The sequence below is a fragment of the Pseudomonas tremae genome, assembly GCF_023278125.1.
Lineage (GTDB): Bacteria > Pseudomonadota > Gammaproteobacteria > Pseudomonadales > Pseudomonadaceae > Aquipseudomonas > Aquipseudomonas tremae.
On sequence record NZ_CP066270.1, the window covers coordinates 5,658,390 to 5,670,732 of the forward strand.

A 12,343-nucleotide genomic window follows, 5' to 3' on the forward strand; every position below is an offset into this window, starting at 1 on the left:
AGGCTGCCAAGGCACCCATCGGACTCTTTCCCCCGGCCTTCGTCAACTGCCAGCCCGCTCTGCCGATGGTATGCTACGCGCCAATTTGCCTGCGCCCCTTCTGTTCCGGGGCCAGCCGTTTGACGTCAGCCGTAAGGGATCCTCATGAGTACCCGTACCGAGGCCGTAAAAGCCTACCTGCTCGACCTGCAAGACCGTATCTGCACCGCGCTTGAACAGGAAGATGGCAATGCACACTTTGTAGAAGATGCCTGGACACGTCCGGCAGGCGGCGGTGGTCGCACGCGAGTGATCGAGAATGGCGCGGTCATCGAGAAAGGCGGCGTCAACTTTTCCCATGTATTTGGCAGCAACCTGCCGCCGTCTGCAAGTGCGCATCGGCCGGAGCTGGCCGGGCGTGGTTTCGAGGCACTGGGCGTGTCGCTGGTGATCCATCCGCATAACCCGCATGTGCCCACCTCTCACGCCAACGTGCGGTTTTTCATTGCCGAGAAAGAAGGTGAAGAGGCCGTTTGGTGGTTCGGTGGCGGTTTCGACCTGACGCCTTACTACGGCGTCGAGGAAGATTGCGTGCATTGGCACCGGGTTGCCGAGCGTGCCTGTGCGCCCTTCGGCGATGATGTCTACCCGCGCTACAAAGCATGGTGCGACAGCTACTTCCACCTCAAGCATCGCGACGAGCCAAGGGGTATTGGCGGTCTGTTTTTCGATGACGTGAACCAGTGGGATTTCGACACCAGCTTCGCGTTCATTCGCGCCATCGGTGATGCATTTATCAATGCCTACCTGCCGATTGTGCGGCGTCGCAAGGCTGCGGCTTATACCGTGCAGCAACGAGAGTTTCAGGAGTTCCGTCGCGGGCGCTACGTCGAGTTCAACCTGGTGTATGACCGCGGCACGTTGTTCGGTCTGCAATCGGGTGGCCGTACCGAATCGATCCTGATGTCTCTGCCGCCGCAGGTTCGCTGGGGCTATGACTGGAAAGCCGCGCCGGGCAGCGAAGAGGCGCGCCTGACCGAGTATTTCCTGACTGATCGCGACTGGTTGGCAGAAAACTGATGGACCAGTACGTCGTCTTCGGTCATCCAATCGGTCACAGCAAGTCGCCTTTGATCCACCGTTTGTTTGCCGAGCAAACCGGACAATCGCTGGATTACCGCGCTTCGCTGGCGCCGCTGGATGATTTCACCGTGTTCGCCAAGGCGTTTTTCCAGATCGGGCGCGGCGCCAATGTGACGGTGCCGTTCAAGGAAGAGGCGTATCGTCTGGCCGACAGCCTGACCGAGCGAGGCCAGCGTGCGGGAGCGGTCAATACGCTGAGCAAACTCGATGACGGCACGCTGCTGGGTGACAACACCGACGGCGCCGGGTTGGTGCGTGATCTGACAGTAAATTATGGAGTTGAGCTGCACGGTCGGCGCGTTCTGTTGCTTGGCGCTGGCGGCGCCGTTCGTGGCGCGCTGGAGCCGTTGCTGGCGGAACAGCCCGCTGTGCTGGTGGTCGCCAATCGTACCGTCGAGAAAGCCGAGCGACTGGCTGAGGAGTTTGCTGATCTCGGTCCGGTGTTTGCCAGCAGCTTTGACTGGCTGGAAGAGCCGGTGGACCTGATTATCAACGCTACGTCCGCCAGCCTGGTCGGGGAGCTGCCGCCTGTTTCCCCGAGCCTTGTCCAGCCCGGCGCGACCTTTTGCTACGACATGATGTATGGCAAAGAGCCTACCGCTTTCTGTCGCTGGGCTAGCGAACATGGCGCAGCGCAGTCGGTTGATGGGCTGGGGATGCTGGTTGAGCAGGCGGCAGAAGCCTTCTTGTTGTGGCGTGGCGTGCGGCCGGATTCGGCGCCGGTGCTGGCGGAGTTGCGCAGGTTGCTGGCGCAATGACTGTCGTGCCAATGCTCTGCGTTATACGCAAGCCCTGATAAGCCCGTAGATTTGGCTTCTGCCCGGAGGCCGTGGAAGCGGACCGGGCGACGCTTCGCTCCCACGTCCTTCGGCCAGAATCAAAAGCGGACTTGCGTATAACACTGAACGCAGAGCGTCGCGACGATGAGTTACAACTCACTCCTCAAACAGGATCGGGCAGTTCTCTGCTCCTTCCAGCTTGCGCAGTTCCTCTATCACTTGTGGTCTGGCATTGCGCAGTACCAGTACTCGCCCCTGTTGACCCAGGCGTCGTGCTTCCTGATGGAGCATTTCCACGCCCGAGTAATCAATGAAGTTGATCTGCTGCGCATCGATGACCACACGCAGCCCTTCAGTGCGTTGCAGTCGGGTTTGCAGATAATGGCTGGCGCCGAAGAAGATCGACCCGCCGACCCGCAGCACATCCTCGTCTCCTTCGCGCCATTGCTGCACGCGCGGTTGTGAGGTGCGCTTGAGGTAGAAGAATAGTGAGGCCAGCACGCCTGCATAAATCGCAGTTTGCAGCTCAAGCAGCAGCGTGGCCAGGCAGGTCAGCGCCATCACGAAAAACTCGGCGCGGCTGACGCGGAACAGTGCGCGAATGCCGCGACGATCCACCAGGCCCCAGCAGATCAGCAGGATTGAAGCCGCCATGGCCGGGATCGGAATATGCGAGATCAACGAGGCTCCGGCGACGGCGAACAGTGCCACCCACAGCGCTGAAAACACCCCGGCCAACGGCGAGCGAGCGCCCGCCTCGTAACTCAGCGCCGCACGGGTGAACGAGCCCGCTGATAGATAGCCGGAAAACAGTGAGCCGACCATGTTCGACAGGCCTTGGGCACGCACTTCCTGATTGGCGTTGAGCATCTGCTGCGAACGAGCTGACAGCGAGCGGGCAATCGACAGGCTGTTGACCAGCCCGAGCATGCCCACCGCCACTGCGGTCGGCAGTAGTTTGAGGATCAGCTCGAGGTCCATCGGCAGCGGGCTGAAAGGCGGAAGATGCCCGAGGAAGGTGCTGACCACCCGCACTTGACCGAACATCGCCGGCCATAGCCACACCAACAGACTGCTCGCCACCAATGTGATCAGCAGTGTCGGCCAGCGCGGCACCAGAGCTTTCAGGCCGATACCCAGTGCCAAGGTCAGCAATCCGAGTATCAGTGAAGGCATGTCGACGTCGCCGCGATGCTCGAGTATCGCGTTCAGGCTATTGAGGGCAGTGGTTTGGCTCGGCAGATCGAGGCCCAGCAGGTTTGGCATCTGTCCAAGGGCGATCACGATGGCGGCGCCCAACGTGAAGCCGAGCACCACCGAGTGCGAAACGAAATTTACCAGCGCGCCGAAACGCATCATCCCCAGCAACAGCTGGAAGGCTCCGGCGATGAATGTCAGCAGCAGGATCAGCATTATGTAGTCCTGACTGGCTGGCATGGCAAGCGGACTGACACTGGCATACAGAACGATGGAAATAGCCGCCGTCGGCCCGCAGATCAGGTGCCAGGACGAGCCCCACAGACAGGCGATGATGACGGGAACAATGGCGGCGTACAGGCCGTACTCCGGCGGCAACCCGGCGATGAGTGCGTAAGCGATGGACTGCGGCAGCGCCAGAATGGCCCCGCTCAAACCTACCAGCGCATCCCGCCCGATGCTGTTGCGAGTCTGCTGGGGCAACCAGGCGAGGAACGGTAGAAATTTATGGCGATTGAGCCAGCGCATCGGTCCCTCGGGTGAATTGAACGTAGAGGACGCAGAGCGTCCCGGAACTGCATGCCCACGCAGAGCATGGGCACGATAGTTATAGAACTATCGTTCCTCACGCTCCGCGTGGGAATGCCCTGGGTGACGCTCCGCGTCACAAATCTGCGCCACGCTGCGTACTCGGAATCTTACGCCTACAACTTCGCTTTCACCGCCGCCAGGCCGTCTTTGCCATCGACGGTTTTCACCCCATCCAGCCACTTGTCCAGTACCGCCGGGTTGGCCTTGATCCAGGCTTTTGCTGCTTCACTGTTGCTGACCTTCTTGTTGGTCACCTCGGCCATGATGCTGTTTTCCATGTCCAGGGTGAAGCTCAGGTTGGTCAGCAGCTTGCCCACATTCGGGCAGGCTTCAGCGTAACCCTTGCGGGTCAGGGTGAAGACCGAGCCCGTGTCACCAAAATATTTTTCGCCACCCTTGAGGTAGTGCATGCCCTTGATCTGCACGTTCATGGGGTGTGGCGTCCAGCCAAGGAAGACCACGAACGCCTTCTTCTTCACGTTGCGATTAACCTCGGCGAGCATCGCCTGCTCGCTCGACTCAACCAGCTTCCACTTGCCCAGGTCGAACTCGTTCTTCTTGATGATCTCCTGTAGCGACAGGTTGGCCGGTGCGCCAGAGCCAATGCCGTAGATCTTCTTGTCGAACTTGTCGGCGAACTTGCTCAGGTCGGCGAAATCATGCACGCCAGCGTCCCAGACGTAATCCGGCACGGCCAGCGTGAATTCTGTGCCCTCAAGGTTCCTGGCCAGTTGCGTCACATCGCCGGTCGCCACGAACTTGTCGTAAAAGCCCTGTTGCGCCGGCATCCAGTTACCCAGAAACACATCCAGCTTGCCGTCTTTCAAGCCGCCATAGGCGATTGGCACCGCCAGCGTGTCAACCTTGGGCTTGTAGCCCAGGCCCTCGAGCACTGTGCTGGTAATTGCGTTGGTGGCCGCGATGTCGCTCCAGCCCGGGTCGGCCATCTTCACGGTGCTGCAACTCGCGTCCTCGGCCTGCGCCGCAAGGCTGGTGAGCGTCATGACCGTGACCGCTGCGGCTGTGGTTAACTTCATCATTGATGTACCCCTTTTGATTTTTTTGGTGTGGGCAGGGTCAAGGTTGCGGAAAACGTGCCTTGCGCTCCAGATCGTCCAGATCAATATGGTTGCGCATGTACTGCTGACTGGCGTCGACCAGTGGCTGGTGATCCCAACTCTTCAGCTTGCCGGTTGCCAGCGATTTAGCGACGAAGCGCCTTCTGCGCTGGCTGGCGAGCACCTGTTGGTGTATCGCCGGAATGTCCCATTTGGCCCGAGCTTCGGCCAGGAAGTCATTGAACAGCTTTTCATGGGCTGACGACTGGCTCAGGTCCTTCTGCTCTTTCGGGTCGTTCTTCACATCGAACAACAGGCACGGGTCCTGTTCCGAATAGATGAATTTGTAAGCGCCGCGACGGATCATCATCAATGGGCTGGTGGTGCCTTCGGCCATGTACTCGCCAAACACCTCGTCATGACCGCCTTTGCGTTTCAGGTGCGGTATCAACGAGCGCCCGTCCAGCGGCATGCCTTTGTCGAGTTTGCCGTTGGCCATTTCGACAAAAGTCGGCAGCAGATCGGCAGTCGATACCGAGGCACTCACGCGCCCCGGCTCGAACTGCCCCTGTGAGTAAACCACCAGCGGTACGCGAGCAGCCATTTCGAACCAGTGCATTTTGTACCAGAGACCCTTCTCGCCCAGCATGTCGCCGTGATCACCGGAGAACACCACGATGGTGTCGTCCGCCAGACCCACTTCATCAAGCGTCTGCATCAGCTTGCCGACGTTCAGGTCGATATAGCTGCAGGCGCCGAAGTAGGCACGCCGTGCATCACGAATCTTGTCTGTTGGCATCGGCTTGTCCCACAGGTCATACACCTTGAGCAGCCGTTGTGAGTGCGGGTCCAGCGCGGCCTGATTGGCGTGCGGCGGCGGCATCGGAATTTCTTCGTCGGCGTACAGGTCCCAGAACGGCTTGGGGATGGTGTACGGGTCGTGAGGGTGAGTCATGGAAACGGTCAGGCAGAACGGCGCATCACCGTCCTGGCGTACGTGGTCATAGAGGTACTGTTGAGACTTGAACAGCACTTCTTCGTCGAAATCCAGCTGGTTGGTACGAATGCACGGGCCGGCCTGCAATACCGACGACATGTTGTGATACCAGCTCGGGCGCACATCCGGCTCGTCCCAGTTGACCGACCAGCCGTAGTCGGCCGGGTAGATGTCACTGGTCAGGCGCTCTTCGTAACCGTGCAGTTGATCCGGCCCGCAGAAATGCATCTTGCCTGCCAGAGCGGTCTTGTAGCCGAGCGCGCGCAGATAGTGAGCGTAGGTCGGGATATCCGCCGGGAAATCAGCTGCGTTGTCGTACGCGCCGATCTTGCTCGGCAACTGACCGCTGACCAGGGTGAAACGCGATGGCGCGCACAGAGGGCTGTTGCAATACGCTGAATCGAACACCACACCGTTGGCAGCAATGCGGCTCAGGTTCGGCATCAGAATTGGCGATTGGGCGTAGAACGGCAACATTGGCGCGGCCATTTGATCGGCCATGATGAACAGAATATTTTTGCGCTTCATGTAATCGCTGCATCCCATTGTGAAAAGTTATGCGAAATTGCTAAGTACGAGGATGATACCCTAGTGTTTTATGGTAAAGCCCATGCCAGGCAATGCCTAGGATAAGCCCAGCTAATGTTTAAATCGTTTGGCGACATGTCCCTCGACCTGCTGCGTGCTTTTGAAGTCGCGGCCCGCCTGCGCAGCTTTACCGCTGCGGCTATCGAACTGGGCACCACCCAGCCTGCTGTCAGTCAGCAGATAAAGCGCCTTGAAGAGAAATTGGTAACCCGCCTGTTCGACCGCATCTATCGCGGTATCGAGCTTACCGAGGCCGGTGAAATATTGTTCAGCCATGTTCAGGCAGGCTTGCAGTCCATCGACAGCGGGCTGATAGCGATCACCGAACAGCGCCAGCATGAAGTTTTACAGGTTGCGACCGACTTTGCCTTCGCCGCCTACTGGCTGATGCCGCGCCTGCACCGATTCCACAAGGTCAACCCCGACGTGGACGTCAGCCTGGTCACCAGTGAGCGTACCCACAGCATGCTCCGCGCCGATATCGACGTCGCTGTGCTATTCGGTGACGGGCGCTTCAAACAGGGCGAAAGCCACTGGCTGTTCAACGAAGAAGTCTTTCCGGTGTGCAGCCCGCAACTGATTGGCGGTCGCCAGACACCGCTGCCCAATGAGGCACTGCGCGACTTCCCGCTGTTGCACCTGCGCGGCGAAAGCATCAACAACTGGTTCGACTGGGCGGGTGTATTCCGTGCCCTCGACATTCCCCAAGCCCCCGCCCCCGGCCAGTTGCGCTTCGATAACTACACCCTGCTGATCCAGGCCGCCATCGGCGGACAAGGCATCGCCATCGGCTGGAAACACCTGGTCGACGACCTCCTCGACCAGGGCCTGCTCTGCCGGCCCATCGCTGGCTCAGCAATCTCTGGCCACGGTTATTACGTAGTGTTACCCCAGCGCAAACGGCGCGTGCAGATCGTCCAGCAATTCATGGATTGGCTGGCGAGTGAGCAGGCGTTGAGCGGCGTGTCGCTGGCTGGCAGGCCGTTACCTTCGATTGCGGTGTAATATTGCCTGGCTGAAAAATGACCGCTCGGTCCGTTGCGGCGCGAACTTCAACAAAAGGGTCATGCATACGCTTCAAAATAATAAGTAGCCTGCCACGGGCGCTTGAACTGAATGCTGAAAGACCAGAACACAGGATCATCAGAAATGCCGAATCTACTCATCGATGGCAAGGCTCTTCACTACTCGGACCAAGGCACCGGTCCGGTTGTCCTGCTGGGTCACAGTTATCTCTGGGACAAAGGCATGTGGAGCGCGCAGCTTGATACCCTGGCCAGTCAGTATCGGGTGATTGTGCCGGACCTTTGGGGGCATGGTGAGTCTGATGGCTTTCCGGAAGGCACTCGTAATCTCGATGATCTGACCCGTCATGCGCTGGCGTTGCTGGATCATTTGAATATCGAACGTTGCAGTATCGTAGGGTTGTCGGTAGGCGGTATGTGGGGTGCCATTGCTGCGCTGTTGGCACCTGAGCGCATCACCGGGCTGGTGTTGATGGATACTTACCTGGGCAAGGAAACCGAAGCCACGAAGGCCTATTACTTCTCGTTGATAAACAAACTGGAAGAAACCGGTGCTTTTCCTGCGCCGTTGCTGGATATCGTGGTGCCGATTTTTTTCCGTCCTGGTATTGATCCGCAGTCGCCTTTGTATCAGGCCTTTCGGGCGGCGCTGGCAGGCATGAATGCAGAGCAGTTGCGCCAGACCATTGCGCCATTGGGGCGAATGATCTTTGGTCGTGACGACCGACTGGGGTTGATCGAACAACTGAATGCCGACACCACGCTGGTGATGTGTGGCGACGCGGACATCCCGCGCCCGCCTGAGGAAACCCGTGAGATGGCCGGGCTGATTGGCTGCCCTTATGTGCTGGTACCCGAGGCGGGTCATATCGCTAATCTGGAAAACCCTGATTTTGTGTCAGGGGCATTGATGACATTTTTGGCGCGGGTTAATCAAAAGCAGGATTGAGCCTGGCCAGGCTCTGCGTCGCGCCTCGACCTCAGGTAGAGAGGGGCTTTCTGTGGGAACGGACTTGTCCGCGAAGAGGGCGGTATATCCTCGGAAACTCGTCGCTTTGGCATTTCATGGGGGCGGAATTCGGCTTTGTCCGATGCAGCAAAAAAGGGGTTCATGACTTGGTCATGAACCCCTTTTATTCAACGGCAGAAACTTTAGCCCCGGTTGACCCGTGCGTTACGCACGCCTTCGGCCAGTGCGGCGCACAACGTCAGCACGTCATCGATTGCCTGCTCCGGCGACTCGGCATTGGCGATCTTGTCGACGAACGCCGAGCCCACCACCACGCCTTCCGCCAGACGAGCAATGGCGGCTGCCTGCTCGGGAGTGCGGATACCGAAGCCCACGCTGATCGGCAGGCTTGTGTGACGACGCAGACGCGCAATGGCTTCAGTGACGTGCTCGGTGGTTGCCGAGCCAGCGCCGGTCACACCGGCAACCGAAACGTAGTAGACGAAACCGGAACTGCGCTCCAGTACGCGCGGCAGGCGCGCGTCGTCGGTAGTTGGCGTGGTCAGACGGATGAAGTCGATACCGGACGCTTGTGCCGGGGTTGCCAGCTCGGCATCGTGTTCAGGCGGCAGGTCAACGATGATCAGACCATCAACGCCCGCTTCCTTGGCCTGCGCCACGAATGCTTCAACGCCAAAACGGTGGATCGGGTTGTAGTAGCCCATCAACACGATCGGTGTGGTCTGATCGTCGACCCGAAACTCGCTAACCATCTGCAAAGTCTTCTGAAGGGTCTGGCCCGCGTCCAGCGAACGCAGCGTCGCCAGCTGAATGGCCACACCATCGGCCATCGGATCAGTGAACGGCATGCCCAGTTCGATCACATCAGCGCCCGCAGCAGGCAGCCCTTTCAGGACTTTCAATGAAGTGTCGTAGCCAGGATCGCCGGCAGTAATGAAGGTGACCAGCGCAGCACGGCCCTCAGTTTTCAGCTGGTCGAAACGTTGCTCTAGACGGCTCATACCAGCATCTCCTTGGTTTGTTCGGCGGCTGCCATGTGGGTCATGACGGTTTGCATGTCTTTGTCACCGCGCCCGGACAGGCACACGACCATCAAGTGATCGTCACGCAGGTTGGTCGCACGCTTCATGGCCTCGGCCAAGGCGTGAGCGGTTTCCAGTGCCGGAATGATGCCTTCGAGCAGGCAGCACTGGTGGAAAGCGTCCAGCGCTTCGTCGTCGGTGATGCTGACGTATTCGACGCGCTTCACTTCGTGCAGGAAGGCGTGCTCCGGGCCGATGCCCGGGTAGTCCAGACCGGCAGAAATCGAATGCGCGTCAGTGATTTGCCCGTCGCCATCCTGCAGCAAGTACGTGCGGTTGCCGTGCAGTACGCCCGGAACGCCGCCGTTCAGGCTGGCTGCATGTTTGTCGGTACTCACGCCGTGACCACCAGCCTCGACGCCAATGATTTCAACGCTGGCGTCATTGAGGAACGGATGGAACAGGCCCATGGCGTTGGAGCCACCGCCAACGCAGGCAATCAGGCTGTCGGGCAGGCGGCCTTCCTTCTCCTGCATCTGCTCTCGGGTTTCTCTGCCGATGATGGCCTGGAAGTCACGGACCATCGCTGGGTATGGGTGCGGGCCTGCCACCGTACCGATCAGGTAGAAGGTGTCGTCGACGTTGGTCACCCAGTCACGCAGGGCTTCGTTCATCGCGTCTTTCAGGGTGCCGGTGCCGGAAGTGACCGGGACGATTTCAGCGCCCAGCAGCTTCATGCGGAACACGTTGGCCTGTTGGCGCTCGATGTCGGTGGCGCCCATGTAGATCACGCAGGGCAGGCCGAAACGTGCTGCAACAGTCGCAGTGGCCACACCGTGCATGCCGGCACCGGTTTCCGCGATCAGGCGTTTTTTGCCCATGCGCTTGGCCAACAGCACCTGACCGATGCAGTTGTTGATCTTGTGCGCGCCAGTGTGATTGAGCTCTTCACGTTTGAAATAGATTTTTGCGCCGCCACAGAACTCTGTCAGGCGTTCGGCGAAGTACAGCGGGTTCGGGCGGCCCACGTAATCGCGCTGGAAATAAGCCATCTCTTTGGCGAATTCCGGGTCTGCCTTGGCCGCTTCGTACTCGCGGTTGAGGTCAAGCACCAGCGGCATGAGGGTTTCTGCCACGTAGCGGCCGCCGAATGAGCCGAACAGGCCGTTGGCGTCAGGGCCGCTGCGGAAGTTGGTCTGGGTCATGAAATACTCCAGTTGCAGTGTTATGCGAATTGAGTGAGCCGGATCGGCAATGAGTCCACTTTAACCATCACATACCCGAAAGAAAACCGATAAGATCGCAGAAACCTGTCAGGAAAACTCACAGATCATGAGCCGTGACCTCCCTCCCCTCAACGCCCTGCGCGCCTTCGAAAGCACTGCCCGACTGGGCAGCGTCAGCCAGGCTGCTGAACAGCTAAGCGTTACGCATGGCGCTGTCAGTCGTCAGCTCAAGGTGCTTGAGGAGCATCTGGGCGTGAGCCTGTTCAGCAAGGACGGACGTGGCCTGAAACTCACAGATGCGGGTATTCGGCTGCGCGATGTCAGTGGCGAGGCGTTTGATCGGTTGCGTGGTGTCTGCGTCGAACTGAGCAAGGTAAGCGCCAATGCGCCCTTCGTACTGGGCTGCTCCGGGAGCCTGCTGGCGCGCTGGTTCATTCCGCGTCTGAGCCGTTTGAATGCTGAGTTGCCTGACCTGCGCTTGCATCTGTCGGCTGGCGAAGGCGATCTTGATCCGCGTCGTCCGGGGCTGGATGCATTGTTGGTATTTGCCGAGCCACCGTGGCCGGCTGACATGCAGGTATTCGAGCTGGCCAGCGAAAGAATAGGACCGGTATTGAGCCCCCGCTTCGCACGATTCGACAGCCTGCGTGAAGCGCCTGCCGATGTATTGCTGGAAGAGTCTTTGTTGCAAACGACTTCAAGGCCTCAGGCATGGCCGAGTTGGGCGCAACAAAACGGGATCGATCCGCAGACGCTGCGCTATGGTCAGGGGTTCGAGCATTTGTATTATTTGCTGGAGGCAGCCGTGGCTGGCTTGGGGATTGCGATTGCACCGGAGCCGCTGGTCATCGATGACCTGAAGGCCGGACGCCTGGCTGCGCCATGGGGTTTCAGCGAAACCCCGGCGCAGCTAGCGCTTTGGGTACCCAGACGTGCGGCCGATGGTCGGGCGCAACAGTTGGCTCAGTGGTTAAAAAATGAGCTAAGGCAGTCTGGAGACCCGATCAAAATCTGATCAGTTGCCGCGCTTGAACAGCATGTAGGCTGCGATCAGGCCGATAGCACCGACGGCAACACCGGCGGTAGTCCATGGGTGTTCCTGAGCGTAGTCACGGGTAGCCAGCGCGTTTTCGCGGGTCTTCTCTTTGACGTCTTCGTAGACATCGCTGAGCAGGCTGCGCGAATGGCTCAATGCGCTTTCCGCATTGGCTTTCAATGTTTTCAGGGTCTTGCGCGACTCGTCGGTAGCATCGGCTTTCAGGCCTTCGAGCGACTTCAAGAGGCTCTCGATCTCAGCTTCCATACTCTGCAACGAGGCCTTACGAAGTGAAGTAGTAGCCATGGTGTTTCTCCTGCAATGATGAGTGAGCGTGTTGTTTCGGACTGCGGGCTTTTTGGAAAGTGCGATGCGATTTGTATAAAGCGCTGAACTTTTGCGCGCGTTCCCCTGACAGAAGCAGGGAGCGCGCTTTATATCGCGCCTTTTTCAGACCCCAGGAGAACTGCCATGACCGATCACCACACGTACAAAAAAGTCGAAATCGTCGGCTCTTCCACCACCACCATCGAAGATGCAATCCATAACGCCCTGGCCGAAGCCAGCAAAAGCCTTGAGCTTATGGAATGGTTTGAAGTGACCGAAACACGTGGTCATATCCAGGATGGCAAAGTGGCGCATTTTCAGGTCACCCTGAAAGTCGGCTTCCGTATCACTCACAGCTAAGCACCGCTGAACCTTTTGGCTGGCCGATTGCCATAATCTGCGCTA

General features: G+C 58.9%; 12 protein-coding genes. 6 read left to right on the top strand and 6 right to left on the bottom strand.

Annotated features, from left to right (window positions below):
* The first annotated feature begins 144 nt into the window (after nucleotides 1–144).
* Nucleotides 145–1,059 (top strand): oxygen-dependent coproporphyrinogen oxidase, encoded by a 915-nt coding sequence (hemF, locus tag I9H09_RS25670; RefSeq protein WP_005894756.1) that lies wholly within the window; start codon nucleotides 145–147, stop codon nucleotides 1,057–1,059.
* A complete protein-coding gene (gene aroE, locus I9H09_RS25675; RefSeq protein WP_122312379.1) occupies nucleotides 1,059–1,880 on the top strand; it encodes a shikimate dehydrogenase in 822 nt (273 codons plus the stop codon). The genes hemF and aroE overlap by 1 nt, the downstream gene beginning before the upstream one ends.
* A gap of 177 nt (nucleotides 1,881–2,057) precedes the next feature.
* On the opposite strand, the gene I9H09_RS25680 is transcribed toward aroE, so the two are convergent.
* From I9H09_RS25680 to betC, 3 genes are all read right to left on the bottom strand, one after another.
* A complete protein-coding gene (locus I9H09_RS25680; protein WP_122324355.1) occupies nucleotides 2,058–3,626 on the bottom strand; it encodes a SulP family inorganic anion transporter in 1,569 nt (522 codons plus the stop codon).
* A 176-nt stretch (nucleotides 3,627–3,802) separates the two neighbouring features.
* Nucleotides 3,803–4,729, bottom strand: a complete 927-nt coding sequence (locus I9H09_RS25685; RefSeq protein WP_122312377.1) for a choline ABC transporter substrate-binding protein — start codon at nucleotides 4,727–4,729, stop codon at nucleotides 3,803–3,805.
* Nucleotides 4,730–4,766: 37 nt separating this feature from the next.
* The gene (betC, locus tag I9H09_RS25690) at nucleotides 4,767–6,272 is read right to left on the bottom strand and encodes a choline-sulfatase (protein WP_122347430.1); all 1,506 of its coding nucleotides are present in this window, start codon (nucleotides 6,270–6,272) and stop codon (nucleotides 4,767–4,769) included.
* Between the two features lie 114 nt (nucleotides 6,273–6,386).
* Between betC and I9H09_RS25695 the strand changes: the two genes are divergently transcribed.
* Nucleotides 6,387–7,337 (top strand): choline sulfate utilization transcriptional regulator, encoded by a 951-nt coding sequence (locus I9H09_RS25695; RefSeq protein ID WP_122347429.1) that lies wholly within the window; start codon nucleotides 6,387–6,389, stop codon nucleotides 7,335–7,337.
* A 144-nt stretch (nucleotides 7,338–7,481) separates the two neighbouring features.
* A complete protein-coding gene (locus tag I9H09_RS25700) occupies nucleotides 7,482–8,306 on the top strand; it encodes an alpha/beta fold hydrolase (RefSeq protein WP_236502496.1) in 825 nt (274 codons plus the stop codon).
* A gap of 203 nt (nucleotides 8,307–8,509) precedes the next feature.
* Here the strand turns inward: I9H09_RS25700 and trpA are convergent, their stop codons facing one another.
* A complete protein-coding gene (gene trpA, locus I9H09_RS25705) occupies nucleotides 8,510–9,328 on the bottom strand; it encodes a tryptophan synthase subunit alpha (protein WP_236502497.1) in 819 nt (272 codons plus the stop codon).
* Nucleotides 9,325–10,554 (bottom strand): tryptophan synthase subunit beta, encoded by a 1,230-nt coding sequence (trpB, locus tag I9H09_RS25710; protein ID WP_024669997.1) that lies wholly within the window; start codon nucleotides 10,552–10,554, stop codon nucleotides 9,325–9,327. The genes trpA and trpB overlap by 4 nt, the downstream gene beginning before the upstream one ends.
* Before the next feature lie 127 nt (nucleotides 10,555–10,681).
* Here trpB and I9H09_RS25715 point away from each other — a divergent pair, with 127 nt between their 5' ends.
* Entirely contained in the window at nucleotides 10,682–11,590 is a 909-nt protein-coding gene (locus I9H09_RS25715) for a LysR family transcriptional regulator (protein WP_024669998.1), read from the top strand.
* Here the strand turns inward: I9H09_RS25715 and I9H09_RS25720 are convergent, their stop codons facing one another.
* Nucleotides 11,591–11,917 (bottom strand): ElaB/YgaM/YqjD family protein, encoded by a 327-nt coding sequence (locus I9H09_RS25720; RefSeq protein WP_005894735.1) that lies wholly within the window; start codon nucleotides 11,915–11,917, stop codon nucleotides 11,591–11,593. It abuts the gene before it with no gap.
* Between the two features lie 165 nt (nucleotides 11,918–12,082).
* On the opposite strand from I9H09_RS25720, the gene I9H09_RS25725 reads away from it, so the two are divergent.
* Nucleotides 12,083–12,298, top strand: coding sequence for a dodecin (locus I9H09_RS25725; protein ID WP_005894732.1), 216 nt, complete (start codon nucleotides 12,083–12,085; stop codon nucleotides 12,296–12,298).
* Nucleotides 12,299–12,343: the final 45 nt, after the last annotated feature.

Excerpts from the sequence above, each read along its gene's own strand:
- hemF (WP_005894756.1), top strand. The coding sequence starts at position 145 with ATGAGTACCCGTACCGAGGCCGTAAAAGCCTACCTGCTCGACCTGCAA.
- aroE (WP_122312379.1), top strand. The coding sequence starts at position 1,059 with ATGGACCAGTACGTCGTCTTCGGTCATCCAATCGGTCACAGCAAGTCG.
- I9H09_RS25680 (WP_122324355.1), bottom strand. The coding sequence starts at position 3,626 with ATGCGCTGGCTCAATCGCCATAAATTTCTACCGTTCCTCGCCTGGTTG.
- I9H09_RS25685 (WP_122312377.1), bottom strand. The coding sequence starts at position 4,729 with ATGATGAAGTTAACCACAGCCGCAGCGGTCACGGTCATGACGCTCACC.
- betC (WP_122347430.1), bottom strand. The coding sequence starts at position 6,272 with ATGAAGCGCAAAAATATTCTGTTCATCATGGCCGATCAAATGGCCGCG.
- I9H09_RS25695 (WP_122347429.1), top strand. The coding sequence starts at position 6,387 with ATGTTTAAATCGTTTGGCGACATGTCCCTCGACCTGCTGCGTGCTTTT.
- I9H09_RS25700 (WP_236502496.1), top strand. The coding sequence starts at position 7,482 with ATGCCGAATCTACTCATCGATGGCAAGGCTCTTCACTACTCGGACCAA.
- trpA (WP_236502497.1), bottom strand. The coding sequence starts at position 9,328 with ATGAGCCGTCTAGAGCAACGTTTCGACCAGCTGAAAACTGAGGGCCGT.
- trpB (WP_024669997.1), bottom strand. The coding sequence starts at position 10,554 with ATGACCCAGACCAACTTCCGCAGCGGCCCTGACGCCAACGGCCTGTTC.
- I9H09_RS25715 (WP_024669998.1), top strand. The coding sequence starts at position 10,682 with ATGAGCCGTGACCTCCCTCCCCTCAACGCCCTGCGCGCCTTCGAAAGC.
- I9H09_RS25720 (WP_005894735.1), bottom strand. The coding sequence starts at position 11,917 with ATGGCTACTACTTCACTTCGTAAGGCCTCGTTGCAGAGTATGGAAGCT.
- I9H09_RS25725 (WP_005894732.1), top strand. The coding sequence starts at position 12,083 with ATGACCGATCACCACACGTACAAAAAAGTCGAAATCGTCGGCTCTTCC.